Genomic DNA, 24078 nt, shown 5'->3' on the forward strand with positions numbered 1-24078 from the left:
CCGATCCGCCACATCGCCCGATCCGGGGCGTCGTCGTCAGGCGTGCGGGCCGACGTTCACCGGGCCGATGGTTAGCGTCGGCCGGCCCTCCAGGATCTCGCCGACCCGCTCGACCTGCGCCTCCACCGCCCGCCGGGTCGCGGCGCGCAGCGGCGTCACCGGCTCCACCGTGACGTGGATGGTGCGGCCGGAGCGGCGCTGGTGCCACACCCCGGCGACCGTCCCGTCCACCAGCAGCACCGGATAGTTGCCGGCCTGGCCGCGGGCCAGCGCCCGCTGCCCGACCTCGCCGGGGAAGAGCAGCTCACGGGGGTGGCAGCCGACCTGGTACACGTCGAAGTAGGGCAGCAGCCGCACCCCGCTCGGGCCGTCCGGCGGGAAGTCGGTGTCGCCGGCCGCCACCCACGCCGGGGTGCCCTCGACGGTGACCTGGTCCAGCTCCAGCGACGCGAACAGCTCCGCCGCCCACCGCCGGGGCGCCGACAGCCACTGCGCGAACTGCGCCGAGGTGGCCGGCCCGTACGCGTACAGGTAGCGGCGCACCAGTTCGGCGAGCGCGGCCGGGCCGGCCATCGGGGTGAACCCGGGCAGCCAGCGCGCCGGACCGGTGTAGGTGCTGGCCCGCCCCCGGTTCGGGCCGAAGCACATCGCCCCGCGCCGGGTGGCGGCCTCCATCGCGGCGATCCACCGCGGCCACTTGTCCTGGAAAGCGTCCATCACCCGGTCGCCGGCCCACGGACCGGTGCGGTCCACCACCGCCTCGGTCAGCTCCGCGGTGGTCAGTTCGGCGTCGCGCAGCGCGTCCGCGATGGCCGCCACCACCTGCTCGGTCTGCTCCGTGCTGAGCAGGGTGCGGGCCTGCTCGTGCGGCGGGACCGGCATCGCGGCCAGCGCTCCGGTCCACAGCGGCAGGTCCGCGGCGGCGAGCAGGTGCACGGTGGCGCGCGGCCCGCGCGTCTTGACCAGCGTGCGGTCCGTCCACAGGGCCTGCCGCACGGTGGTACGGGTGGCGCCGGCCACCCGCAGTCCGATCGACAGCTCGGCGGCCGAGGCGACCTGGGCGTGCGCGCCGCAGATCGCGGAGACCACGCCGGCCACCGCCTCCGCCGGACCGGCCCCGCCCGCCGCGCCGGCCGGCGACGCGAGCGCGTGTCGTTCGAGCCGGCGGGCGCAGACCTGCGACCAGGTCAGCGTGGTCATCGCAGCTTCCCGAAGAAGGTCCGGATGTCGGCCGCGTGCGCGTGCGGCACCTCCATCGCCACGAAGTGGCCGCCGGGGTTCCCCTCCGGCCAGTGGATGATCCTGTTGTGCCGCTCGGCGAGGCGGCGGACGAGCGCCGGCCCGCCCCCGTAGACGCCGCTGGGCACCCGGTCCTGGCCCTTGGGCCAGGCGAACGCGGTGTTGTCGTACATGAACCAGGACGAGGTGCCGGCGGTGCCGGTCAGCCACCACAGCGTCGCGTTGGTCAGCAACTGGTCGCGGGCGATGGCCTGGTCGGGGGTGGCCGCGGTGACGGTGAACTCCTTGAACTTCTGCACCAGCCAGGCCAGCAGGCCGACCGGGGAGTCCTGCCAGGCGTACGCGAAGGTCTGCGGCGCCGCGCGCAACAGCGTGTGGTGGTCCACGCCGCCGCTCATCCACTGCTGCATCTCGGCCCAGAAGGCGCGCTCCGCCTCGTTCATGTCCGGCACGTCGGCCTCGGTGGGGAAGCCGAGCCCGCCGTCGATGTGGACGCCGACCACGTGCTCGGGATCCGCCACCGCCAGCTCCGGCGCCACGTACGCGCCCAGGTCGCCGCCCTGGGTGCCGTACCGGTGGTAGCCGAGCCGGCGCATCAGCTCGGCCCAAATCCGGGCGACCCGGCCGACGGTGAACCCGGTCTCCGGCGGGGCCTGGGAGAAGCCGAAGCCGGGCACCGACGGCACCACCACGTGGAAGGCGTCCGCCGGGTCGGCCCCGTGTGCCCGTGGGTCGGTCAGCGGCCCGATCAGCTCGGTGAACTCGACGAAGGAGTTCGGCCAGCCGTGGGTGAGGATCAGCGGCAGCGCGTCCGGCTCGGGCGAGCGGACGTGCAGGAAGTGCACGTCCAGTCCGTCGATCTCGGTGACGAACTGGGGGAACTCGTTCAGCCGCGCCTCCTGCGCCCGCCAGTCGTACCCGGTCGCCCAGTGCTCGGCCAGGTCGCGCAGGTAGTCCAGCGGCACCCCGCGGCTCCACCCGTCGCCGGGCAGTTGCCGGGGCCACCGGGTGCGGGCGAGCCGGTCGCGCAGGTCGTCGAGGTCAGCTTGCGGGATGTCGATCCGGAAGGGCGTCATGCCGACCACGCTAGGTGCCATGTAGGTCAGGTTCTGGCATACATGGTGGTTAGTCTGGCGGCCATGTCCGACACCCCCGCCCGGCTGCTGACCCTGCTGTCACTGCTCCAGACCCCGCGCGAGTGGCCCGGCAGCGAGCTGGCCGCGCGGCTCGGCGTCAGCCTGCGCACCATCCGCCGCGACGTGGACCGGCTGCGCGAGCTGGGCTACCCGGTGCAGGCCACGATGGGCGCGATCGGCGGCTACCGGCTGGTCGCCGGCAAGGCCCTGCCGCCGCTGCTACTCGACGACGAGGAGGCGGTGGCCATCGCGGTGGGGCTGCGTACCGCCGCCGGGCACGCGGTCGCCGGCATCGAGGAGGCATCGGTACGCGCGCTCGCCAAGCTGGAGCAGGTGTTGCCGACCCGGCTGCGGCACCGGGTCGGGGCGCTCGGCGCGGCCACCGAACCGCTGCTGACCTGGAGCCGGCCGACGGTGGACCCGGAGCAGCTCACCGGGCTGGCCGCCGCCATCGCCAACCGCGAGCGGCTGCGGTTCAGCTACCGCCGGCACGACGGTGTGACCGCTGAACGCCGGGTGGAGCCGCACCGGCTGGTGTCGGCCGGGCGCCGGTGGTATCTGGTCGGCTACGACAACGACCGGGACGACTGGCGGATGTTCCGGGTGGACCGGATCAGCGAGCCGGTCTCGATCGGGGTGCGCACCGCCGCGCGGGAGTTGCCGGCCGCCGACGCCGCCGCGTACGTGACCGGCAAGCTGACCGAGCTGACCCCGGTGTACCGGGCGGTGGTGACCCTGCACGCTCCGGCCGAGACGATGGCCGGCCGGGTCGGCGACACCCCGGCGGATCTGGTGCCGATCGACGCGCGGAGCTGCCGGCTGACCAGCCACAGCGACACCCTGGAGTGGTTGGCCTGGCGATTGGTGACGCTGGGCTGCGAGTTCGAGGTGCACGAACCGCCGGAGCTGGTCGCCTACCTGCGCGAGATCGGCGGCCGGGCCACCCGGGCGGTGGGCTGATCGACTCCGGGTCGGCGAGGTGGGGGGTGTCGGCGGCGCGGTGATGCCGCCACCTCGCCGATCCGGCGTACGCCTCAGCGTCGCCGCGCGAAGTCGACGAACGCCCGCCAGCTCTGCGGGCCGACGGTGAGCACCGGGCCGGACGGATCCTTGCTGTCCCGCACCAGGACGACGCCCGGCAGGTTGTCGGCCACCTCGACGCAGTCGTGCGACGAACTTCGCGTGGACTTGCGCCAGGTCGCTCCGGTCAGCTCCATGACGTCATCACTTCCTTCATCAGCTCGATCGACTGCTGGCGTGACAGTGCCTCGCTGCGGACGCTCTCCCACGTCGCCAGCAGGTTAGCCAGATCCTCGTCTTTGTCGACCACGTCGCCGCCGAGTTGGGTCTCCTGACTACCGATCCAACCGCCGTCTCGGCACCGTGCCAGCGAGAAGGGGCCAGCCAGCCCGGTGTGCAGGGCGATGGTGGTCGGAATGAGGTGGACGTGAATGCGCGGCCGTTGGGCGGACTCGATCAGATGCGTGATCTGCTCCACCATGAGCCCGCGGAAGCCTTCGTCGGCCCGGCGGAGTGCGGCTTCCTCGATCACGGCGACATACAGCGGCGGGTCGGGGTCGAAGAGGATGGACTGCCGGTCCATCCGGGCCGACACGCGTTTCTCCACCTCGTCATCACTGATCATCGGGTCGGTGCGGATCACCGCCCGCGCATAGTTCTCCGTCTGAAGCAGACCATGAACAAGCGAGGGATGGTAGCAGCGCAACTGCTGCGCCTGCCGCATGGCGTCCAGCCACGGCAGGAACCAGCTCGGCTGCCCGGCCCGCTCGGCCAGCTTGAGCAGGGACGTCAACAGGCCGCCCGTGTCCAGCACCTCGTCGGCGCGCTTGAGGAAGAACCGGTCGAGGGGGCGTTGCCCAAGCTCGACGGCGGACACCTGGGAGCCCGAGAAGTGGACGAGCTTCCCGAACTCCTCCTGACTCAGCTCGGCCTTCAACCGCAGTCGCCGCAGTTGGGCGCGGATGAGTTCGGTGGTCGGCTCGGTTTCCACAGTTCCTCCACAGATCCGCCGGCTCCTGCCCGGGGGGTCACGCAATGACGGCGCGTCGCTTCGTCCTCGCCTCGCCCGCTGTCGATGCCTTCCGACAGTAGTGGCCGCCACAGCAGAGTGTCACCAGCGGTCACGCTCGCCAACGGTGGCGGGTGGGCCGCGCCGGGGCCGCTCCGGTTCCCCCGTGCCGGGCGGCCCCGGCCCCGGCAACCCGAGGAGGTCGACGTGGAGAACCGCCGGTACGGCGATCGGCGTCCGGTGCGGCTGCGCCCGCTGCCCCTGCCCCGCCTCGGCCCGTACGCCGACCGGCCCCGGGCCTATCCCGCGGACCGGGTGCCGCACCTGCCGCTGCGCCCGATGTGGCTGTGCCGGGCCTGTGGCCGGCCCTGGCCGTGCGCGCAGGCGCGGCTGCTGCTCCGGGTCGAGTACGACGGCCACCCCGTCGACCTGGCCGTCTACCTCTCCGGGCTCTACCACGAGGCGACCCACGACCTGTTCCGGCTGAACCCGCACGACGGCCCCACCCCGCGCGAGCTGTTCGAGCGGTTCGTCGGCTGGGGGCCGTACCGGCGGCCGGTGGTCGAGCCGGCGGACAGCGAGCGGTGAGCGGTGAGCGGTGAGCGGTGAGCCCGGGTCGACACCGGCACCGCCGGTGCCTCGTCCGGCGTGGGGGTCGCCACACCGAGCCGGTGGCCGGCCCACGACGGCGCCCGGGCGGTGGAAGACTGACCGACCGACGCGGATCGGACCCGGAGGCCGGAGTGGCAGACGTGCGCTGGCGCAGTTACGTGGCGGTGGGGGACAGCTTCACCGAGGGGATGGACGACCCGTATCCGGACGGCACCTACCGGGGCTGGGCCGACCTGGTCGCCACCCGGCTGGCCGCCGAGGCCGGCCCCGACTTCCGGTACGCGAACCTGGCCATCCGCGGTCGGCTCTTCCCGGACGTGGTGGCCAACCAGGTGCCCGAGGCGGTCGCCATGAAGCCGGATCTGATCAGCTTCGCGGCCGGCGGCAACGACGTGCTCCGCCGTACCTTCGACCCGGACGCCCTGGTCGCCCGCTTCGACGACGTGGTGCGGGAGCTGCGCTCCGGGGGCGCCGACGTGATCCTCTTCCGGTTCGCCGACGTGATGGCCCGGCTGCCCGGGCAGCGGCTCGTCGCGCCCCGGGTGGAACTGCTCAACCGGGCTGTCGGCGAGACCGCCGAGCGGCACGGCGCGATCCTGGTCGACCTTTACGCCGACGACACCTACCTCAACCCGATGCTGTGGAGCACCGACCGGCTGCACCTCTCGCCGGCCGGGCACCGGCGGGTGGCCGCGCAGGTGTTGGGCGCGCTCGGCGTCGGCTGCGACGACGAGTGGCTGCTGGTGCCCGACCGCCCGCTGCCCAAGCCGTGGCTGGCCGCCCGCGCGGACGACCTGCGCTGGGCCGGCCAGCACCTGGCCCCGTGGATCAAGCGCCGCCTGACCGGCCGCTCCTCCGGCGACACCATCACCGCCAAACGCCCCTCCCTAACCCCGATCACGGACTAGCCCTCCGCCACCCTTCCCCGCGATCTTGCACTTCCGGCCCTCGTTTCGTGGTCATATGGCCCTCTTGTCGGGGCAGCAGGTGCAAGATCGCGGGAGTGGTGGGGAGCACACAACATCTGCTGGACTCGATCTGGGATGGCCGCTCGGCGGGGCGGGATCGGGCGTACCTTGGGGATCATGTCTGTGCCGAGCGATCCCGATCCCCGACTTCAGTCCTACGCGGACCCGCAGCGGCTGGTCACCACCGGCTGGCTGGCAGAGCACCTGGGCGACGAGGGCCTCGTCGTGGTCGAGTGCGACGAGGACGTGCTGCTCTACGACACCGGCCACATTCCCGGCGCCGTGAAGATTGACTGGCACCTGGAGCTGAACGACCAGGTGACCCGCGACTACCTCGACGCGAAGAGTTTCGCCGAACTCTGCGCCGCCAAGGGCATCGGCCGGGAGGACACTGTCGTCTTCTACGGCGACAACTTCAACTGGTGGGCCGCGTACGCCCTCTGGGTGTTCTCCCTCTTCGGCCACCCGGACGTGCGGCTGCTCGACGGCGGCCGGCAGAAGTGGATCGCCGAGGGGCGGGAGCTGACGCGCGACAAGGTGACCCGGCCGCGCGCCGACTACCCGGTGCCGCAGCGCGACGACGCGCCGATCCGGGCCTACCGCGAGCAGGTGATGGCGCACGTGGCGGCCGGCCGGCCGCTGGTCGACGTCCGCTCGCCCGGCGAGTACACCGGCGAGATGCTGCACATGCCGGACTACCCGCAGGAGGGCGCGCTGCGCGGCGGGCACATCCCCGGCGCGGTCAACAAGCCGTGGAAGTCCGCGGCCAACGACGACGGCACCTTCAAGTCGCCCGACGAGCTGAAGGCCATCTACGCCGACCAGCTCGGACTGAGCCCGGCCGACGACATCGTCGCGTACTGCCGGATCGGCGAGCGGTCCAGCCACACCTGGTTCGTGCTGCGCCACCTGCTCGGCTACCCGCAGGTGCGCAACTACGACGGCTCGTGGACCGAGTGGGGCAACCTGGTGCGTGCCCCCGTCGTCAAGGGCGACCAGCCCGGCGGGCTGGCGAGCTGAGCGGGGCGGCTGGGCTCAGCCGGCGGCGAGGGAGACCTCGCCGTACAGGTCGCGCAGCACGCCGGTGATCTCCCCGGTCTCCGGCTGCCAGCGCAGCAGCCCGCCCGGGTCGTGGCGCAGCAGCACCGCGCCGCCGGCGTCCCAGCCGAGCACCTCGCAGCAGCCCTTCCAGCGGTCCCGGCCCAGGTCGAGCAGGCGGGTCACCACGCCGGTCCGGGCGTTCAGCACCGCCACCCCCTCGACCCCCTGGAACTGGCCGGTGGTGAGCCAGCCGGCCCGGGCCACCAGGTCGCCGCGCTGCCAGCCCCGCCCGTAGAACTCGTCGACCTGGTTGCCGCTGGGCAGCGCGCGCAGGTCGAGCCGGGTGTCGCCGCGCGTGGTCTCGTCGCCGCTCCACTGCCGCACCCGCAGGCTCGCCACGGCGCCACCCACCTCCAGCAGGCCGTCCGTCACGTGCGCGGGGTCGGGGGCGACCAGGTCCCAGGGGTACGCCCGCAGCTTCCGGGTGGTCCCGCTGCCCCGGTCCACCTCGTACGTGGCGGCGTCGTCGCCGACGAGGAGCCGGTCGCCGGCCCAGAGGACGTGCTCCAGGTAGCCCTTCAGCGGGTAGCGGCTGACCGTGGCGGTGGTCAGGTCGACCACGACGACCACGTCGGTCTGGGCGAAGGCGGCCAGCCGCCCGTCCGGGGCGAGGCTGCCGGTCTTCAGCGGCACCGCCTCGTTGCCCTCCGCGTCGCGGGTCCGGGCCGGGGTGAACACGTCGAGGTCCCGTACCACGCCGTCGTCGCCGAGCACCCGGATCCGCCCCTCGACGCCGGTCGCCGGGTCGACCGGCTGGTAGAGCGCCAGCGCCCGGCGGACCGGGCGGGTGGAGAGCGGCGCGGCCACCGGGTCGCCGAGGCGACCGAGCGGGTCGCCGGGATAGCTCAGCCGCTCCGGCGGTCGCTGCACCGGCGACGCGCTCGGCACCGGCCGTACGGTCGGCGTGGCGGGCGCGATCGGCGCCGGCGGGTCGGCGGGGCGCAGGGCCAGTGCCGTACCGCCGGTGAGCAGGACGACCGCCACGGCGGCGGCGCCGGCGGCCCGGCGGTTACGCCGGACCCGACGGGCCCGCTCCCAGCCGGCGGACGCGGGGTGCGCCGGCCGGACGTCCTCGGCGGCCACGGTCAGCAGCCGGGTCAGTTCCTCTTCCCTCACGGCTTCACCTCCATCCCGCTGGGCAGGCCGTCGTCGCGGCCCAGCTCGGGGGCCACCTCGCGGAGCCGGCGCAGGGCCGCGTGGCACTGGCTCTTCACGGTGCCGACGGTGACCCCGAGCGCCTCGGCGGTGGCCGTCTCGGTCAGGTCCTCGAAGTAGCGCAGCACCAGCACCGCGCGCTGCCGGGGCGGAAGCTGGCCGAGGGCGGCGTGCAGGGCGAGGCGCAGTTCGCCGTCCCGGTCCCGGGCCGCCTGCTCCGGCGGGTACGCCGACAGCCACTCCCGCCGGCGCCGCCGCCACCAGGAGACCGCGTCCCGGTAGAGGATCGCCCGCACGTAGGCGGCCGGGTCGCCGTCGCGCACCGCCGGCCAGCGCAGGGCGAGCTTGAGCAGCGCGTCCTGGAGCAGGTCCTCGGCCTGGTGCCGGTTGCCGCAGATCAGGTACGCGGCGCGCAGCAGCCGGTGCTGGTGGCTCTCGACGAACGCCACGTAACCGTCGCGCCCGTCGTTGCTCACCGGTGCCATCCGCCCTCGCTCCCGGCCGTCGCCGTCCCCGTCACCTGACAGACGCTCGGCGCCGGGGAAAGGTTGGGTCAGTTCGCGGGCTGGCCGGTCAGGTAGCGCTGGAGGGTGGGGGCGACCCAGCCGACCAGCTCCTCCGGCGTCATCGCCACGACCGGCGGCAGCCGGACGATGTAGCGGGTGAAGGCGAGGCCGAGGATCTGGCTGGCGACCAGGCCGGCCCGCTTCCCGGTGCTTGCCGGGTCGGTGCCGAAGCTGGCCACCGCCGTGGTGAGCTGGTCGGCGAAGACCCCGCGCATCCGCTCGGCCGCGCCGGGGTTGGTGCTGGCGGCCCGGAGCAGGGCGGCGAGCGTCTCGTCGCCCTCCCAGCGGTTGAGGAAGTGCCGGACCAGCACCTCGCCGAGGTTGCCGGGCGGCACCTCGGTCAGGTCGGGCAGCCGCAGGTCGAACTCCGCCGCCGCCGCGAACAGGCCCTCCTTGCTGCCGTAGTAGCGCATCACCATCGACGGGTCGATCCGCGCGTCGGCAGCGATGGCCCGGATGGTGGCCCGATCGTAGCCCTCGGCGGCGAACCGTTCCCGGGCGGCACGCAGGATCGCCGCCCGGGTGGCGTCGGACCGGCGGGGCCGGGTGGGTGCTGCCTCGGTCATGCCCACCACCGTATGCCAACGCTTGTTGACACTCCATCGACGGGGGCCTACCGTGATGCCAACAGACGTTGGCCAACGAGTGTTGGCATCGATGGTGACGGAGGTGCGGTCATGCTGCCCACGAGCACGGACGTCCTGGTGGTGGGGGCCGGTCCGACCGGGTTGACCGCCGCGCTCACGCTGGCCCGGCGCGGGGTCCGGGTAACCGTCGTCGACCGGCTGGAGCGACCGCCGGTCACCTCCCGGGCGGCCGTCGTGCACGCGTACACGCTGGAGGAGCTGGACCGGATCGGGGCCGCCGCCCCGCTGGTCGCGCGCGGGCTGCGGTCGCCGGGGTTCACCGTGCGCGACCGCGACCGGGTGCTGCTCACCGTGCCGTTCCGCGCCCTGCCGTCGCCGCACGCCTACGCGCTGCTGGTCTCCCAGTCGGTCACCGAGGAGGTGCTCACCGGGCAGCTCGCCGCGCTCGGCGTGACCGTGCTGCGGCCCTACCGGGTGACCGGGCTGGCGGTCGACGCGGGCGGCGCGACGGTCACCTTCGAGGGCGCGCCGAGCGTGCGGGCCCGCTACCTGGTCGGCGCGGACGGCATGCGCAGCCTCGTGCGGGAGCAGGCCGGCATCGGCTTCTCCGGGCCGGAGACCGGCGCGGAGTCGTTCGCCCTGGCCGACGTCCGGGTGACCAGCGCGCTGCCGCGCGACCAGGTGTCCCTCTTCCTCGCCCGCTCCGGCCCGCTGGTCTGGGCGCCGCTGCCGGACGGGGTGGTCCGGCTGGTCGCCGCGGTGGACGAGGCGCCCGCCGACCCCGACGCCGGGTACTTCCAGGCGCTGCTGGACGAGCGGGGGCCGGCCCGGCGACCGGACCGGGTGGCGGAGGTGCTCTGGAGTTCCCGGTTCCGGCTGCACCACCGGATCGCCGACACCTTCCGGGCCGGTCCGGTGCTGCTCGCCGGCGACGCCGGGCACGTGCACAGCCCGGCCGGCGGGCAGGGGATGAACCTCGGCATCGTGGACGCGGTCGACCTCGGCAGCACCCTCGCCGACGTGCTGGCGGGTGGCCCCGAGACGCTGCTCGACGGGTACGCGGCCCGGCGCCGGCCGATGGCCGAGGCGGTGGTGGGTTTCGCCGACCGGCTGACCCGGCTGGCCACCCTGCCGCCGTCCCGCCGGCCGGCCCGGAACCTGCTGTTCCGGCTGATCTCGGTGCTGCCGCCGGCCCGGCACCGGGTCGCGCTGCGCCTCTCCGGGCTCGACCAGCGCGCCCGGGGCGCCCGGGGCGCCCGCCCGGCGGCGCGGCGGTAGCGGCGGGCCGCGTGGCCAGCCTCGCAACTCCGGCCGCGACGTGGCACGATTTCCCAGGTGACCAGCAAGGCCGACCGGGAGCAGCACCTGCGTGACCTGGCACGGCTGCGCCGCGTCCGCGACCGGATCGACCGGGAGTACGCGCAGCCGCTGGACGTCGCCGCGCTCGCCCGCGGCGTCAACATGTCCGCCGGGCACCTCAGCCGCCAGTTCCGGCTCGCGTACGGCGAGTCGCCGTACAGCTATCTCATGACCCGGCGCATCGAGCGGGCGATGGCGCTGCTGCGCCGCGGTGACCTCAGCGTCACCGAGATCTGCTTCGCCGTCGGCTGCTCGTCGCTGGGCACCTTCAGCACCCGGTTCACCGAGTTGGTCGGCGTGCCGCCCAGCGTCTACCGGGTGCGGGCGGCCCGGGCCACGGCCGGGATGCCGCCGTGCGTGGCGAAACACGTGACCAGACCGGTCAGGAATCGAGAAGCGCCGGCCCGCGAGCCGCAATTAGCGTGACCGGCATGGACATCAAAATTCACGCCAGCTTCCTCCCGCACACCGACCCGGACGCCTCCCTGGCCTTCTACCGCGACATCCTCGGTTTCGAGGTCCGGGGTGACGTCGGGCACGCCGGGATGCGCTGGATCACGGTCGGCCCGGCCGGCCAGCCCGACACGGCCATCGTCCTGCACCCGCCGACCGCGACCCCCGGCCTCACCGAGGAGGAGCGCCAGACCATCCTCGAAGTGATGGCCAAGGGCACCTACTTCGGCGTCAACCTGTCCACCACCGACCTCGACGGCACCTTCGCCAAGCTGGAGTCCAGCGGCGCGGAGGTGGTCCAGGAACCGACCGAGCAGCCGTACGGCGTCCGCGACTGCGCGTTCCGCGACCCCGCCGGCAACGAGATCCGCATCCAGCAGCTGCGCTGAGCCCGGGCCGGGCGACACCGGCGACCACCGGGCAGGCCGCCACCCTAGTTACCGATGGAGACACGATGAGCAGGGCCACGAGGACGGACACCCGAGCGCCGGAGCGGCAGGTCGCGGACAGCCACGACCTGATCCGGGTGCAGGGCGCGCGGGAGAACAACCTCAAGGACGTCAGCGTCGAGATCCCGAAGCGCCGGCTGACGGTATTCACCGGCGTCTCCGGCTCGGGCAAGAGCTCCCTGGTGTTCGGCACGATCGCCGCGGAGTCACAGCGGATGATCAACGAGACCTACAGCGCGTTCGTGCAGGGCTTCATGCCGTCCCTGTCGCGGCCCGAGGTCGACGTGCTCGACGGCCTGACCACCGCGATCATCGTGGACCAGGAGCGGATGGGCGCCAACCCCCGCTCCACCGTCGGCACCGCCACCGACGCCAACGCGATGCTGCGCATCCTGTTCAGCCGGCTCGGCCAGCCGCACATCGGCTCGCCCAACGCCTACTCGTTCAACGTCCCCTCGGTGAAGGCGAGCGGCGCGATCACCGTCGAGCGCGGCGAGGGCAGGACGAAGACCGAGAAGGCGACCTTCCACCGCCTCGGCGGCATGTGCCCCCGCTGCGAGGGCATGGGCTCGGTCAACGACTTCGACCTGTCGGCGCTCTACGACGAGACCAAGTCGCTCAGCGAGGGCGCGCTCAAGATCCCCGGCTACAGCATGGACGGCTGGTACGGCCGGATCTTCAGCGGCAGCGGCTACTTCGACATGGACAAGCCGATCGGCAAGTTCAGCAAGAAGGAGCTGCACGACCTGCTGTACCGGGAGCCCACCAAGATCAAGGTCGACGGCATCAACCTGACCTACGAGGGCATCATCCCCAAGATCCAGAAGTCGATGCTCGCCAAGGACGTCGACGCGATGCAGCCGCACATCCGCGCGTTCGTGGAGCGGGCGGTGACCTTCACGACCTGTCCCGAGTGCGACGGCACCCGCCTGAGCAAGGAGGCGCGGTCGTCGAAGATCAACGGGAAGAGCATCGCCGACGTCTGCGCCATGCAGATCAGCGACCTGGCCGACTGGATCCGCAAGCTCGACGAGCCCTCGGTGGCCCCGCTGCTCGCCCGGCTCCAGCACCTGCTCGACTCGTTCACCGAGATCGGGCTGGGCTACCTCTCGCTCGACCGCCCGGCGGGCACGCTCTCCGGCGGCGAGGCCCAGCGGACCAAGATGATCCGCCACCTCGGCTCGTCGCTCACCGACGTCACGTACGTCTTCGACGAGCCCACCATCGGGCTGCACCCGCACGACATCCAGCGGATGAACGAGCTGCTGCTGCGGCTGCGCGACAAGGGCAACACAGTGCTGGTGGTCGAGCACAAGCCGGAGACCATCGCGATCGCCGACCACGTCGTCGACCTCGGCCCCGGCGCCGGCACGAACGGCGGCACCATCTGCTTCGAGGGCACGGTGGAGGGCTTGCGGGCGAGCGACACCATCACCGGCCGCCACCTCGACGACCGGGCGAGCCTGAAGAAGTCGGTGCGGACGCCCTCCGGCGCGCTGGAGGTCCGCGGCGCGTCGACGCACAACCTCCAGAACGTCGACGTCGACATCCCGCTCGGCGTGCTCTGCGTGCTCACCGGCGTCGCCGGCTCGGGCAAGAGTTCACTGATCCACGGCTCGGTCGCCGGCCGCGACGGCGTGGTGGTGATCGACCAGGGCGCGATCCGCGGGTCGCGGCGCAGCAACCCGGCCACCTACACCGGGCTGCTCGACCCGATCCGCAAGGCGTTCGCGAAGGCCAACGGCGTGAAGCCGGCGCTGTTCAGCGCCAACTCCGAGGGCGCCTGCCCGGCCTGCAACGGCGCCGGGGTCATCTACACCGACCTGGGCGTCATGGCCACCGTCGAGTCGGTCTGCGAGGAGTGCGAGGGGAAGCGGTTCCAGGCGGCGGTGCTGGAGTACACCCTGGGCGGCCGCAACATCGCCGAGGTGCTCGCGATGTCGGTGACCGAGGCCGAGGAGTTCTTCGGCGCCGGCGAGGCGCGTACGCCGGCCGCGCACACCATCCTCGACCGGCTCGCCGATGTCGGGCTCGGCTACCTCAGCCTGGGCCAGCCGCTCACCACGCTCTCCGGCGGCGAGCGGCAGCGGCTCAAGCTGGCCACCCAGATGGCCGAGAAGGGTGGCGTCTACATCCTCGACGAGCCGACCACCGGCCTGCACCTCGCCGACGTCGAGCAACTGCTCGGCCTGCTCGACCGGCTGGTCGACTCCGGCAAGTCGGTGATCGTCATCGAGCACCACCAGGCGGTCATGGCGCACGCCGACTGGATCATCGACCTCGGCCCCGGCGCCGGTCACGACGGTGGCCGGATCGTCTTCGAGGGCACCCCCGCCGACCTCGTCGCGGCCCGCTCCACCCTCACCGGCGAGCACCTCGCGGCCTACGTCGGCGCCTGACCCGCCCCCGGCCCGATCGCGGAGCCGGGCCGTCGGAGCGATCCGGCGGCCCGGCGGCGGTCGGGCATGCGCGTCCGCGCCGGTGGACCGGGCCCGCTGGTCCCAGCGGGCTGGTGCGCGGGAGGCGCACTCGTCCGGTGAGGTGGTCGCTGGCTGACGGTCCGGATCGACGCCCACCGCGGGACGCTCGGCGGGCAGGGCGCCCGGGGCCTGTTCCGGCAGGTCGGGTTCGCCGGCGCCGCGCCGGACTGGCGCCCCGCGCTGGTGGTGGGCTGACGCACCGTCGGCCGGACCCCTAGGCTGCGCCGATGGGGCAGGTGTGACGCGACTGGGGCGGCGTGGTGCTCGCCGCGCTCGCCGGGCTGCCGGTGTTGGTCCTGGTCACCGCAGGGCTGGCCCGGCACCGGCGGGACGCGGCGAGCGTCGGTGAGCGCTGGCGGCGCAGCGTGGCCGAGGTGGGCGCGGTGGCGGGCACCCTGCCCTGGGTGTGGATGATCCTCACCCCGCGCGACGCGTCCCGCGAGGTCGACCTGGTCCCGCTGCGCGACCTGGTCGACCTGCTCTCCGGGCCGGCGACGACCGCCGTGGTCCAGGTCGTCGGCAACCTGCTGGTCTTCGCCGCGCTGGGCTTCTTCGCCCCGGTACGGCTGCCCGCGCTGGCCGGGGTCGGCCGGCTCTTCCTGCTCGGCGCGGCCGGCTCGGTGCTGGTCGAGTCGCTCCAGTACGCGCTGGACCTCGGCCGGGTCTCCTCGGTCGACGACGTGCTGCTCAACGCGACGGGTGCGGCACTGGCCGGGCTGCTGTCCCGTCGCTGGTGGGCGGGGCGGCGGGCGGCGGCGGGGCGGCCGGTCGCAGCACCCGCCACGCCGCGAGGGTGACCAGCGCGAAGATCGCCGGCACCGCGGCCGCCACCGGCGCGGTGCCGTACGCCGCCCCGACCAGCCCGGCCAGCGCCGCGCCGACCGGAGCGGTGAGCAGCCCGACCACCCGCTGCGCCGCGCCCACCCGGCCCAGCAGGTCGGCCGGCACGTGGCGCTGCCCGTACGACACCCAGAGGCTGTTCCACACGGTGCTGCCGGCGGCGAAGACGGCCAGCGCGAGCGCGCCGGTCACCGGGTGCCGGGCCAGCGCGAACGCGGTCAGGGCCAGGGTCTGCGCGGCGAGCACCACCCGCAGGGCGGCCGGGGTGCCGAGCCGGTCGGCCAGCCGGCCCGCGCCGAGCGCACCCGCCACCCCGCCGAGGACGGCCGCCGCGGCGAACCCGCCGTACCCGGCCGGCGGCACCCGCAGCACGTCGAGCGCGTAGAGCACCAGCACCGCCATCAGCCCGCTGATCGCCAGATTGCTCGCCGCGGTCAGCACGGTGATCCGCCACATGGTGTGGTCGCCGCGGAGCCACCGCACCCCGTCCGCGGCCTCCCGCCACACCGACCCCCGCCCCCGCCCCTCCCCCGCGATCTTGCACTTATGGCCCTCCTTTTGTGGCCCTAAGCCCGTTTTGCCGGGGCGCAAAGCGCAAGATCGCGGTGAGGGTGGGACTGAGAGGGCGAGGACGAGCAGGGCGGCGGTGAGGAAGGTGAGGGCGTCCAGGGCGAAGGGTAGGGGGGCGGCGGCGGTGAAGAGGACGCCGGCGGCGGGGGCGCCGAGGAAGCCGCCGGCGACCGCCGTACTGGCCTGCAACCGGCCGTTGGCCCGGGGCAGGGCGGCCGGCGGCACCACCGCCGGCAGCAGCGCGAACGCGGCGGCGTCGAAGAGCGTGCCGAGCGTGGCGAGCAGGAACGCGACCAGCAGCAGCGCGGCCACCCCGGCCCGGTCGACGGCCACCGCGACGGCGAGCCCGCCCACCACGGCGGCGCGCAGCCCGTCCGCCACCGCCATCGTCCGGCGCCGGTCCCAGCGGTCCGCGTACACGCCGCCGAGCAGGCCGAACAGCAGCGGCGGCAGCTGGGCGGCGACGGTCACCGCGGCGATCACCCGCGGGTCCCGGGTCAGCGTGGTGGCCAGCAGGGCCAGGGCCGGCGTCCGCAGGGCGTCGCCGAACCGGGACGAGACGGCGGCGGACCAGAGCAGGTGGTAGTCGCGGCCGAGCCGGGGTGCGGTCATGCCGGGGACCCTGCGGGCTCGACCGGGTCGAGGGTCAACCCGGGAGTGACCCAACCGACGGGTAACCGAGCCTCCACGTGGTGCGGCGTGCGGTCTACGCTTGCCCGGTGACGGTGGAGCAGCAGGCACGGGGCACGAACGCCGCTGCGGGGTCGGGTCGGCGCCGGTCCCGCAAGGACGAGATCCTGGAGATCGCGGTCGGTCTCTTCGCCGCGCGGGGCTACCACGGCGTCTCGATGGACGACATCGGCGCGGCCGCCGGGGTCACCGGCCCGGCGCTCTACCACCACTTCGCCGGCAAGGAGGCGATGCTGGTCGCCGCGCTGATCCCGGTCAGCGAGGGGCTGCTCGCCGGTGGCCGGGAGCGGTCCGCCGGCCACCCCGACGACCCGCGCGCCGCGCTGGAGTCGTTGATCGACTTCCACGTCGACTTCGCCCTGGCCAACCCGGCGGTGATCGCCCTGCACCTGCACGAGCTGGACCGGCTCCCGGACGAGCCCCGGCGCCGGATCCGCCGGCTCCAGCGGCTCTACGTCGAGGAGTGGGTGACCGTGCTGACCGCGCTGCACCCCGGGATGCCCGACGGCGAGGCGCGGGTGCTGGCCCACGCCGCGTTCGGCCTGATGAACTCCACCCCGTTCCTCGGCGGCGAGGTGGACCGCCGCCGCCGGGCCGAACTCCTCCGCGGCGCCACCCTGGCCGCGCTGCTGGCCCCCACCCCTCCCGCCTGACTCCCACCCCCACCCCCGCTTGGGGTGGGGGGCTCGTGGGGGGTTCGGGTGGCGTGGTTCGCTGTCAGCGTCCCAATCCCTGGACACCGGGAGGAAGCATGATCGAGTCGCTGCTGGTCGCCAACCGGGGCGAGATCGCCCGCCGGATCATCCGTACCGCCAGGCGGCTCGGCGTCCGCGCGATCGCCGTGCACTCGGAGGCCGACGCCGGCCTGCCGTTCGTGACCGAGGCCGACGAGGCGGTCTGCGTGGGTCCGGCGAACCCGGCCCAGAGCTACCGCAACGTGGAGGCCATCCTCGCCGCCGCCAAGTCGACCGGCGCGCAGGCCGTCCACCCCGGCTACGGCTTCCTGTCGGAGAACGCCGACTTCGCCCGTACCGTCGAGGCGAGCGGGCTGATCTGGGTCGGGCCCGGCGCGGACGCGATCAGCGCGATGGGCGACAAGATCAACGCCCGGAACCTGATGGCCGCGGCCGGCGTGCCGGTGGCGCCCGGCACCACCGAGCCGGCGGCCGACCTGGACGCGGCGGTCGCCGCGGCGGCGGAGATCGGCTACCCGGTGATGGTCAAGGCCGCGGCCGGCGGTGGCGGCATGGGCATGGGCGTGGCGAACGACGAGGCCGCGCTGCGCACCGAGTACGACAAGGTGCGCTCGTTCGCCGAGCGGATGTTCGGCGACGGCTCGGTGTTGATCGAGCGGTACTTCCCCCGGGTGCGCCACGTCGAGGTGCAGATCCTCGGCCTGGCCGACGGCCGGGTGGTGGCCCTGGGCGAGCGGGAGTGCTCGGTGCAGCGGCGCAACCAGAAGCTGGTCGAGGAGTCGCCGTCGCCGGCGGTCTCGCCGGAGCTGCGCGAGCGCTTCCTGGCGGCGGCCGTGCGGGCCGGCGAGGCGGTCGCCTACCGCAACGCGGGCACCGTGGAGTGCTTGCTCGATCCGACCACGCAGGAGTTCTTCTTCCTGGAGATGAACACCCGGCTCCAGGTCGAGCACCCGGTCACCGAGCTGGTCTACGGGGTCGACCTGGTCGAGGAGCAGCTGCGGGTCGCCGCCGGGCTGGCCCCGACCTTCGACCCGGACGCGCTCGCGCCGCGCGGGCACGCCATCGAGCTGCGGATCAACGCCGAGGACCCGAAGCGCTTCCTGCCCGGACCGGGTGCGATCAGCACCTGGAACGAGCCGGCCGGCGAGGGCGTACGGATCGACTCCGGCTACGTCGCCGGCAACACGGTCACCCCGTTCTACGACAGCCTGATGGCGAAGCTGATCGTCAGCGGCGCCACCCGCGAGGAGGCGTTGCGGCGGGCCCGCGCCGCGGTGGCCCAGTTCGAGGTCGCCGGCCCCAAGTGCAACCTCCCCTTCTTCGCCGAGCTGCTGGAGAACGAGGAGTTCCGCTCCGGCGACTACGACACCGGCATCGTCTCCCGCATGCGCTGACCCGGTCGTCGTGTCGATCGAGAGGTTGGCGGTGCGCGTGGCTCGTCGCCGCCAACCTCTCGATCGACACCGGTTCCGTCAGGGGCCGGCCAGGGCCACGGTGGGTGGGAGGCGACTGGCGCGGATCGCCGGAAGGAGGCCGGCGCCCGTACCGACCAGCACCGTCGCGCCCAGGCCGCCGGCCATCGCCCAGGCCGGCACCACCGTGGGCCATTCCTGGCTGTACGCGTACAGCGCGGTGATCCCCGCTCCCAGCAGGGTGCCGCCGACGCCGCCGAGGGCGGAGAGCAGCAGCGCCTCGGCGAGGAACTGGACCCGGATCTGGCCTCGGGTGGCGCCCAGTGCTCGCCGTAGCCCCACCTCCGCCCGGCGTTGCAGGATGGAGATCACCATCGTGTTGGCGATGCCGACGCCGCCGACGAGGAGCGCGACGGCGCCGAGACCGAGCAGCAGCCCGTTGAGCGCGGTGTCGGTAGCCTGCCGGGCGGCCAGCGCGTCCGAGGGGCGGGACACGACCACCTCCTCCGGCGCCGACGGGTTGGCGGTCCGCCCCAGCACCGCGCCGACCGCCTCGACGTGGCTCTCCGCCGTGCGGACGTAGACCCGGGTCGGCCGGCCGTCGAACCGGAGGTAGGTCCGGGCCGCGGGCCACCCCACCAACGCGGCCGAGTCCAGTTCCTCGGCCAGCGGCACGGGCGCGAGCACGCCGACCACCGTGAACCACTCGCCGCCCAGCCACACGCGTAGCCCGACCCTCGGTACGTCGAGCCGCCGCGCCGCGGTGGTGCCGAGGACGACCGTCGGGTATTCCGCCGTCGCGGCGGTGAACCAGGAACCGGAGCTGACAGTCGCGCCGACCGTGTCGAGCAGTTCCGGCTGGGCGGCGAGCACCGCGATGCTGCCGGTCTGGCCGGGCGGCACCCGGTCGTTGCGGTAGACGGCCTGGTCGACGGCGCCAGTCGCGCCGACCGACTCCACCGGCCCGATTCGGGCGATCATGCCCACCGACTGTTCGGGTAGGACCGCCTTCTCCCCGGCCAGGGTCTTTCCCGGTGCCACGGTGAGCAGGTTGGTGCCGAGCCGGTCCAGGGTCCGATCCAACTCGGCCCGGCTGGAGGTGGAGATGCCCACCACGGCCAGCATCGCGGCGATGCCGATGGTGACGCCCAGGGCGGTGAGCGCGACCCGGAGCGGGTGGGTCCGCAGCCCGACGGAGCCCACCCGCGCGATGTCGGTCGGGGAGAGCCGCCCCGGTCGCAGCTTCCCGGACCCACCTGGGGTCGGCGGGATGGTTCCGGGCGCCCCGCCGCCGGAGCGCCCGGTCACGCCGGCACCGCCGGTGTCCGGGCCGAATCGTGCACGACCAGACCGTCCCGCAGCACGACCCGGCGCGGCAGGCCGGCGGCGACCTGCTGGTCGTGGGTGATGACCACGACGGTGGTGCCCTGTTCGTGCAGGCCGCGCAGCAGCGCCAGCACGGACGCGCCGGCGGCGGAGTCGAGGTTGCCGGTCGGCTCGTCGGCGAGCAGCACCGCCGGTTCGCCCACCACGGCCCGGGCGATCGCCACCCGCTGCCGCTCGCCCCCGGACAACTCGTGCGGCCGGTGGTCGAGCCGGTGGCCGAGACCGACCCGCCGCAGCGCTGCCTCGGCGCGCCGCCGTCGCTGTTTCAGCGGTACGCCCGCGTAGAGCAGCCCGTCGGCCACGTTGTCCAGCACCGGCATCCCGGCGGCCAGGTGGAACTGCTGGAACACGAAGCCGATCCGGGTCCCACGCAGGGCGGACAGCTGTCGGTCGGTGAGGGCCGAGACGTCGTGCCGGTCGATCCGTACCGTGCCGGACGACGGCCGGTCCAGCGTGCCGATCAGGTGCAGCATGGTCGACTTGCCGGAGCCGGACGGGCCGACGACGGCGACCAGTTCGCCGTACCCGATGCGCAGGTCGACCCCGCGCAGCGCCGCCACCCCACCCGGATAGATCCGGGAGACACCCGCCAGCTCGATGACGTACCCGCTCATCCCGGCACCCCCACCAGCAGCCCTTCGGCCAGTCCCTCGCCCTGCACCTCGACCCGTCCCTCGGCGAACAGTCCCGCCCGCACCGGCAGGATCCGGGTGCCGCCGGGCCCGGTGACCTCGACGCCGTAGCCGCCCTCCGCCAGGGCGAGCAGCGCGTCGACCGGCACGGTGAGCACCATCTCGCGCTGCTGGGCGAGGTACCGGACGTCGACCGGCGCGTCGGTCAGCCCGCCCAGCGCCCGCTGGTCGGCGACGGCGATCGTGACCTGAACGGTGGCCGAGCCGGTGCCGGGCCGTTCCGCGTCGACCGGTCCCTGGCCGCCCGCCGCCGCGGCCGGCGGGCCCACCGACGTGACCTTCCCGGCGACCGAGGCGCCGGTCGGCAGGGTCACGGTGACCTTGGTGCCCTTCTTCGCCCAGGTCGCCTCGCCGGCGCTGGCGGACACCGTCACCACCCGGGTGCCACCGGTGTACGCCAGCACGGTGCCGGTCGCGCTCGCGCCGACGGGCACCAGCCGCTGGGAGATGCGGAGCGCGCCGGGGGCGTAGATCACCCGCTCCCGGTCCACCGTGCCGGTCTGCGGTATCCCCAGGTCCTTCTGCCAGCGCTTCACCGCATCGGCGGTGCTCGTGGAGAAGATGTCGTCGACGGTGAATCCGCGGTAGCCGAGGGCCGCGAGATTGCGTTCGAACTGCCGCACGTCCGAGCCCCGCACGCCGGTGGTCAACGGCCGGTACATCGGCAGGGCGCCGTACAGCAGCACCACCGGTTGCTCGTCGGCGCGCAGCAGGGCCTCGCCGCGCCGGACCGTGGCCCCCGTCTCGGGCAGCCAGGTCACCGTGCCGGCGGCCAGCGAGGTGAGCGGGGTGGCCGCGCCGTACCCCAGCTCGCCGGCCAGCGCCACGGACCGGACCAGGGTCTGCCGGGTGATCGGGGCGGTCGCGGCGGGCCCGGTACGGGTAGGTGGCGGGGCGTCGCCGCGACCGCCCAGGCCGAGGGTCGCCGCGCCGGCCAGCGTGAGCGTCACCAGCGCCAGGCCGGCCCCGGCGGCGGCTCGGAGCCGCCGCCGTGCCGGTCGGCGCCGGGTCACCTCGGTCCGGTCCATCGGGTCGCTCATCCGCGGCCGGTGGCGTGGGGGTCGGGCGTGGTCGACGGTTGCCCACGAAGCACCGGCTCGCAGATCTGGCCGGCCCGGCGTTGGGCGGCCGCCTGCTGCTCGCTGACCGCCGGGCCGCCGTTGTCGTCGTCCTGGGGCCAGTGGCCGTCGGGGCCCGGGTCCGGGAAGTCCGCGATTCCGTTCTCACGCATGCACCCGGCGTACGCCCGCCGGTGCCCGATCTCCTCCGCGGTCAGCGCCGACGGCTTCTCCTCCGCCTCCTCCGGAACCGGCACGTTGTACTTCGCGCAGGCCCGCTGGGCCTCCAGCCACTTCGGGTCACCCTTCTTCGGGACACCGGGCGCCCGCAGGTCGACTCCGCCCCGGGCATCCGGGTCCGGCACCTGGAAGCCTCTCTCGCGCAGGCAGGCGACCCACTGGCGCCGCGCCTCGACGTACTGGGCGACGACGCCCGTGGCGGCCGACGCCGACGGCTGGGTGCCAGGGCCGCCGGCGGTGGCGACCGCCGGCGGCTGGTCCTCCGCGCCGCAGGCGGCGAGCGCGACGACCAACGCGGTGGCCCCGAGGCCGACGAACCACGAGCGTCGGCGGCGAGGCGGCATGGAGTAGATCATGACTTTTCCCATCTTTTCGGGGTGACCAGGGCGCGGCGCATCGCCGATCGCCCGCTGAGGGTGTGGGTGCTAGCGGTGGGTCACCGGCGACCAGCGCCAGCCGTCGGTGGAGCCGTACAGGGTGCCGTCGGCGTCGGGGGCGTAGAACCAGCCGTCCGGCGCGCGGCGGACGGCTTCGGCGCTCTTCGGCAGCCCGTCGAGTTCGACGGCCCGGTACGCGTCGCCGTCCCTGGCCGCCCAGTAGCGGCGCACGTCGCCGTCCCGGCCGTTCAGCAGTTGGGTGAGCACGTGGGTGCCGTCGGCGGTGACGAAGGAGCCGGTTCCGGCCAGCCCGTCCGGCAGGCCGGCGGTGGTCAGCCGCTGCCACCGCGTGCCGTCGGCCCGGTAGACGGTCCGTAGGCCGTCGACGGAGACCACCGCGTAGGCCGTCGCCGTCCCGGTCACCGCCAGCATGGGCGGCTCGCACCTCTGTTCCGGGCAGGCCGGCGCGTCGGTGAAGACGTGCGTGGACCAGGTGCGGCCGGCGTCGGTGCTCGTCGACACGGCGGGCTTGCGGGTCGTCGGGTCGGTGCCCGCGATCCGGAGCCGACCGGCCGACTCCTCGATCCGTAGCTCGTCGGTCCGCCTGTTCAGCGGGGGCTGCGCTGCCAGCCGCCCCACCCCGCCGGTCGTCGGGTCCACCGCGTGCAGGACGCACGGCTGGTCGGCCCGAGCGGACCAGCAGATGGCCACGCCACCGTCCGGTACGGCTTCGGCCGTGCCGGTGGACGGGGCGGCGGCCCAGGTGCGACCGCCGTCGAGGCTGGCCAGCAGGGCCGTTCCGGCGGCGGACCGCGCGTCGGGTGCGGTCGTGATCAGGGTGTCGGGGCCGACGACCGTCAGCGCGTCGGGGGCGATCGGGGCGCCCCGGTCGCTCCAGGTGCGGCCGCCGTCGGACGAGCGGACCACGGCGACGGTCTGCTTCCGGCACGGTTCGTCGGCGCAGTGCGACAGGGCCAGGTAGAGGTGGTCCCGGTCGGCGGCGCCGGCCCACCGGATCCGGCTTCCGGTCGCCGGATCGGGATTCCCGGTCGGGGTCGCCGGACCGTCGAGCGGCGGGCCGTCGACCGGCGGAGGCACCGGCGCCAGCAGGTTCACGGCGGCGACGGTGACCAGGGTGAGGGCGGCGGCCCCGGCGACGGTCGTCGCCGCGCGTCGCCGACGGTGCCGGCGACGGCCGGCGTCGTACACCTCGTTCGCCGTCAGTAGGCCCGAGGGCCGCGCGGGCGAGCCCGCCGCATCCTCGAAGAGCTCACGCAGCCCGGTCATGCCCTTCCCTCCATGGCGCCGGTGAGGCTCGGAACGGCGTCGCCGAGAAGTTGGCGCAGCGTCGCGAGACCGCGTGCCGTCTGGCTCTTGACCGTGCCCTCGGAACACTTCAGCGCGGCAGCCGTCTCGGCCACGTCGAGCCCCTGGTAGAACCGGCAGATCAGGGTCACCCGCTGGCGCGGTGGCACCTGGTTCAGCGCCTGTGCGAAGGCCACCCGGCGGGCCGTCGTCTCGGCGTCGTCGTCGGGGCCGGCCACGTCGGGCGGCTCGGCGACGGTCCGCTCGCGGCGCCGCCACACTCGCCTGGTCTCCGACAGGTACGCCCGGATCAGGCAGGTGCGCAGGTAGGCGTCCACGGCCTGCGGATCGCGGATCCGGTGCCAGTTCGTGGCGAGCCGGATGAAGGCGGCCTGCGCCAGGTCGTCGGCCCAGTGCCAGTCGCCGCACATCAGGTAGGCGGTACGCCGCACCAGCTCACGCCGGGCCGCGAAGTACTCGCTGAACCGGCGTCGCTCCTCGTCCTCGTCGCGTCGCATCCCGCTCCCTTCACCGGTAGGTGCTCAACGCGAGGCCGACCGGTTGCACGGGTGGGCGATGTATTTTCCCGCCGCCGCCGCCGCCGCCGCCGCCGCCGACGGTGGGTCGGGGGTCGGCGTGGTTCCCGGCGCGTGCGGCACGCCACCTCGCGTGGGCGGGG

Annotated in this window: 25 protein-coding genes; 11 read left to right on the forward strand and 14 right to left on the reverse strand. The window is 74.1% G+C overall.

The genetic code is table 11. The annotated features are described in order from the left end of the window. Nucleotides 1–36 precede the first annotated feature (36 nt). Both SM577_RS22560 and SM577_RS22565 read right to left on the reverse strand, forming a co-directional pair. The gene (locus tag SM577_RS22560) at nucleotides 37–1200 is read right to left on the reverse strand and encodes a winged helix DNA-binding domain-containing protein (RefSeq protein ID WP_474587903.1); all 1164 of its coding nucleotides are present in this window, start codon (nucleotides 1198–1200) and stop codon (nucleotides 37–39) included. Further along, on the reverse strand, nucleotides 1197–2315 hold the full coding sequence (locus SM577_RS22565) for an epoxide hydrolase family protein (protein WP_474587904.1): 1119 nt from the start codon (nucleotides 2313–2315) through the stop codon (nucleotides 1197–1199). Before SM577_RS22565 ends, SM577_RS22560 begins: the two co-directional genes overlap by 4 nt. A 63-nt stretch (nucleotides 2316–2378) precedes the next feature. Here SM577_RS22565 and SM577_RS22570 point away from each other — a divergent pair, with 63 nt between their 5' ends. Further along, entirely contained in the window at nucleotides 2379–3335 is a 957-nt protein-coding gene (locus SM577_RS22570) for a helix-turn-helix transcriptional regulator (RefSeq protein WP_302922441.1), read from the forward strand. A gap of 74 nt (nucleotides 3336–3409) precedes the next feature. Here the strand turns inward: SM577_RS22570 and SM577_RS22575 are convergent, their stop codons facing one another. Together SM577_RS22575 and SM577_RS22580 are read right to left on the reverse strand one after the other, a co-directional pair. Then, on the reverse strand, nucleotides 3410–3592 hold the full coding sequence (locus tag SM577_RS22575; protein ID WP_474587905.1) for a DUF397 domain-containing protein: 183 nt from the start codon (nucleotides 3590–3592) through the stop codon (nucleotides 3410–3412). After that, nucleotides 3583–4386, reverse strand: coding sequence for a helix-turn-helix domain-containing protein (locus SM577_RS22580; protein ID WP_474587906.1), 804 nt, complete (start codon nucleotides 4384–4386; stop codon nucleotides 3583–3585). Before SM577_RS22580 ends, SM577_RS22575 begins: the two co-directional genes overlap by 10 nt. A gap of 225 nt (nucleotides 4387–4611) precedes the next feature. On the opposite strand from SM577_RS22580, the gene SM577_RS22585 reads away from it, so the two are divergent. The 3 genes from SM577_RS22585 (at nucleotide 4612) to SM577_RS22595 (ending at nucleotide 7004) form a co-directional block, all read left to right on the forward strand. Continuing rightward, a complete protein-coding gene (locus SM577_RS22585; RefSeq protein ID WP_474587907.1) occupies nucleotides 4612–4992 on the forward strand; it encodes a hypothetical protein in 381 nt (126 codons plus the stop codon). Between the two features lie 164 nt (nucleotides 4993–5156). Then, nucleotides 5157–5924 (forward strand): SGNH/GDSL hydrolase family protein, encoded by a 768-nt coding sequence (locus tag SM577_RS22590; RefSeq protein WP_302922571.1) that lies wholly within the window; start codon nucleotides 5157–5159, stop codon nucleotides 5922–5924. Between the two features lie 177 nt (nucleotides 5925–6101). Beyond that, complete coding sequence (locus SM577_RS22595) at nucleotides 6102–7004, forward strand: sulfurtransferase (protein WP_302922437.1); 903 nt, start codon at nucleotides 6102–6104, stop codon at nucleotides 7002–7004. Between the two features lie 15 nt (nucleotides 7005–7019). On the opposite strand, the gene SM577_RS22600 is transcribed toward SM577_RS22595, so the two are convergent. The 3 genes from SM577_RS22600 to SM577_RS22610 form a co-directional block, all read right to left on the reverse strand. Continuing rightward, complete coding sequence (locus SM577_RS22600; protein ID WP_474587908.1) at nucleotides 7020–8201, reverse strand: hypothetical protein; 1182 nt, start codon at nucleotides 8199–8201, stop codon at nucleotides 7020–7022. Further along, complete coding sequence (locus SM577_RS22605; RefSeq protein ID WP_302922435.1) at nucleotides 8198–8725, reverse strand: SigE family RNA polymerase sigma factor; 528 nt, start codon at nucleotides 8723–8725, stop codon at nucleotides 8198–8200. Before SM577_RS22605 ends, SM577_RS22600 begins: the two co-directional genes overlap by 4 nt. A gap of 68 nt (nucleotides 8726–8793) precedes the next feature. Further along, nucleotides 8794–9372 (reverse strand): TetR/AcrR family transcriptional regulator, encoded by a 579-nt coding sequence (locus tag SM577_RS22610; RefSeq protein WP_302922434.1) that lies wholly within the window; start codon nucleotides 9370–9372, stop codon nucleotides 8794–8796. Nucleotides 9373–9483: 111 nt separating this feature from the next. Here SM577_RS22610 and SM577_RS22615 point away from each other — a divergent pair, with 111 nt between their 5' ends. The 5 genes from SM577_RS22615 (at nucleotide 9484) to SM577_RS22635 (ending at nucleotide 14931) form a co-directional block, all read left to right on the forward strand. Continuing rightward, entirely contained in the window at nucleotides 9484–10671 is a 1188-nt protein-coding gene (locus tag SM577_RS22615; RefSeq protein ID WP_474587909.1) for an FAD-dependent oxidoreductase, read from the forward strand. 57 nt (nucleotides 10672–10728) lie between these two features. Next, entirely contained in the window at nucleotides 10729–11178 is a 450-nt protein-coding gene (locus SM577_RS22620) for a helix-turn-helix transcriptional regulator (protein ID WP_474587910.1), read from the forward strand. Between the two features lie 5 nt (nucleotides 11179–11183). Next, nucleotides 11184–11594 (forward strand): VOC family protein, encoded by a 411-nt coding sequence (locus SM577_RS22625; RefSeq protein ID WP_302922431.1) that lies wholly within the window; start codon nucleotides 11184–11186, stop codon nucleotides 11592–11594. A 65-nt stretch (nucleotides 11595–11659) separates the two neighbouring features. Then, nucleotides 11660–14053, forward strand: coding sequence for an ATP-binding cassette domain-containing protein (locus SM577_RS22630; RefSeq protein WP_474587911.1), 2394 nt, complete (start codon nucleotides 11660–11662; stop codon nucleotides 14051–14053). A 338-nt stretch (nucleotides 14054–14391) separates the two neighbouring features. After that, nucleotides 14392–14931 carry a VanZ family protein gene (locus tag SM577_RS22635; RefSeq protein WP_474587912.1) on the forward strand — a complete coding sequence of 180 codons (540 nt, stop codon included), beginning with the start codon at nucleotides 14392–14394 and terminating at the stop codon, nucleotides 14929–14931. Here the strand turns inward: SM577_RS22635 and SM577_RS22640 are convergent. After that, a complete protein-coding gene (locus tag SM577_RS22640; RefSeq protein WP_474587913.1) occupies nucleotides 14822–16156 on the reverse strand; it encodes an MFS transporter in 1335 nt (444 codons plus the stop codon). The genes SM577_RS22635 and SM577_RS22640 overlap by 110 nt on opposite strands. A gap of 107 nt (nucleotides 16157–16263) precedes the next feature. Here SM577_RS22640 and SM577_RS22645 point away from each other — a divergent pair, with 107 nt between their 5' ends. Both SM577_RS22645 and SM577_RS22650 read left to right on the forward strand, forming a co-directional pair. Beyond that, a complete protein-coding gene (locus SM577_RS22645; protein ID WP_474580158.1) occupies nucleotides 16264–16887 on the forward strand; it encodes a TetR/AcrR family transcriptional regulator in 624 nt (207 codons plus the stop codon). Between the two features lie 98 nt (nucleotides 16888–16985). Beyond that, nucleotides 16986–18323 carry an acetyl-CoA carboxylase biotin carboxylase subunit gene (locus SM577_RS22650; protein WP_474587914.1) on the forward strand — a complete coding sequence of 446 codons (1338 nt, stop codon included), beginning with the start codon at nucleotides 16986–16988 and terminating at the stop codon, nucleotides 18321–18323. A gap of 78 nt (nucleotides 18324–18401) precedes the next feature. On the opposite strand, the gene SM577_RS22655 is transcribed toward SM577_RS22650, so the two are convergent. From SM577_RS22655 to SM577_RS22680, 6 genes are all read right to left on the reverse strand, one after another. Then, entirely contained in the window at nucleotides 18402–19583 is a 1182-nt protein-coding gene (locus SM577_RS22655; RefSeq protein ID WP_474587942.1) for an ABC transporter permease, read from the reverse strand. 62 nt (nucleotides 19584–19645) lie between these two features. After that, nucleotides 19646–20341 carry an ABC transporter ATP-binding protein gene (locus SM577_RS22660; RefSeq protein WP_302922425.1) on the reverse strand — a complete coding sequence of 232 codons (696 nt, stop codon included), beginning with the start codon at nucleotides 20339–20341 and terminating at the stop codon, nucleotides 19646–19648. Further along, the gene (locus SM577_RS22665; protein WP_474587915.1) at nucleotides 20338–21459 is read right to left on the reverse strand and encodes a peptidoglycan-binding protein; all 1122 of its coding nucleotides are present in this window, start codon (nucleotides 21457–21459) and stop codon (nucleotides 20338–20340) included. The genes SM577_RS22660 and SM577_RS22665 overlap by 4 nt, the downstream gene beginning before the upstream one ends. Continuing rightward, nucleotides 21456–22073 carry a hypothetical protein gene (locus SM577_RS22670; protein ID WP_474580155.1) on the reverse strand — a complete coding sequence of 206 codons (618 nt, stop codon included), beginning with the start codon at nucleotides 22071–22073 and terminating at the stop codon, nucleotides 21456–21458. Before SM577_RS22670 ends, SM577_RS22665 begins: the two co-directional genes overlap by 4 nt. Before the next feature lie 69 nt (nucleotides 22074–22142). Continuing rightward, nucleotides 22143–23381, reverse strand: a complete 1239-nt coding sequence (locus SM577_RS22675) for a sialidase family protein (protein WP_474587916.1) — start codon at nucleotides 23379–23381, stop codon at nucleotides 22143–22145. Then, the gene (locus tag SM577_RS22680) at nucleotides 23378–23917 is read right to left on the reverse strand and encodes a SigE family RNA polymerase sigma factor (protein WP_302922421.1); all 540 of its coding nucleotides are present in this window, start codon (nucleotides 23915–23917) and stop codon (nucleotides 23378–23380) included. The genes SM577_RS22675 and SM577_RS22680 overlap by 4 nt, the downstream gene beginning before the upstream one ends. Between the last annotated feature and the right edge of the window lie 161 nt (nucleotides 23918–24078).

The organism is Micromonospora desertarenae, from assembly GCF_056150265.1.

Coding starts and splice junctions, on each gene's coding strand:
- SM577_RS22640 (WP_474587913.1), bottom strand. CDS start 16,156: ATGACCGCACCCCGGCTCGGCCGCGACTACCACCTGCTCTGGTCCGCC.
- SM577_RS22595 (WP_302922437.1), top strand. CDS start 6,102: ATGTCTGTGCCGAGCGATCCCGATCCCCGACTTCAGTCCTACGCGGAC.
- SM577_RS22560 (WP_474587903.1), bottom strand. CDS start 1,200: ATGACCACGCTGACCTGGTCGCAGGTCTGCGCCCGCCGGCTCGAACGA.
- SM577_RS22630 (WP_474587911.1), top strand. CDS start 11,660: ATGAGCAGGGCCACGAGGACGGACACCCGAGCGCCGGAGCGGCAGGTC.
- SM577_RS22665 (WP_474587915.1), bottom strand. CDS start 21,459: ATGAGCGACCCGATGGACCGGACCGAGGTGACCCGGCGCCGACCGGCA.
- SM577_RS22675 (WP_474587916.1), bottom strand. CDS start 23,381: ATGACCGGGCTGCGTGAGCTCTTCGAGGATGCGGCGGGCTCGCCCGCG.
- SM577_RS22680 (WP_302922421.1), bottom strand. CDS start 23,917: ATGCGACGCGACGAGGACGAGGAGCGACGCCGGTTCAGCGAGTACTTC.
- SM577_RS22565 (WP_474587904.1), bottom strand. CDS start 2,315: ATGACGCCCTTCCGGATCGACATCCCGCAAGCTGACCTCGACGACCTG.
- SM577_RS22650 (WP_474587914.1), top strand. CDS start 16,986: ATGATCGAGTCGCTGCTGGTCGCCAACCGGGGCGAGATCGCCCGCCGG.
- SM577_RS22670 (WP_474580155.1), bottom strand. CDS start 22,073: ATGATCTACTCCATGCCGCCTCGCCGCCGACGCTCGTGGTTCGTCGGC.
- SM577_RS22570 (WP_302922441.1), top strand. CDS start 2,379: ATGTCCGACACCCCCGCCCGGCTGCTGACCCTGCTGTCACTGCTCCAG.
- SM577_RS22615 (WP_474587909.1), top strand. CDS start 9,484: ATGCTGCCCACGAGCACGGACGTCCTGGTGGTGGGGGCCGGTCCGACC.
- SM577_RS22625 (WP_302922431.1), top strand. CDS start 11,184: ATGGACATCAAAATTCACGCCAGCTTCCTCCCGCACACCGACCCGGAC.
- SM577_RS22660 (WP_302922425.1), bottom strand. CDS start 20,341: ATGAGCGGGTACGTCATCGAGCTGGCGGGTGTCTCCCGGATCTATCCG.
- SM577_RS22605 (WP_302922435.1), bottom strand. CDS start 8,725: ATGGCACCGGTGAGCAACGACGGGCGCGACGGTTACGTGGCGTTCGTC.
- SM577_RS22610 (WP_302922434.1), bottom strand. CDS start 9,372: ATGACCGAGGCAGCACCCACCCGGCCCCGCCGGTCCGACGCCACCCGG.
- SM577_RS22575 (WP_474587905.1), bottom strand. CDS start 3,592: ATGGAGCTGACCGGAGCGACCTGGCGCAAGTCCACGCGAAGTTCGTCG.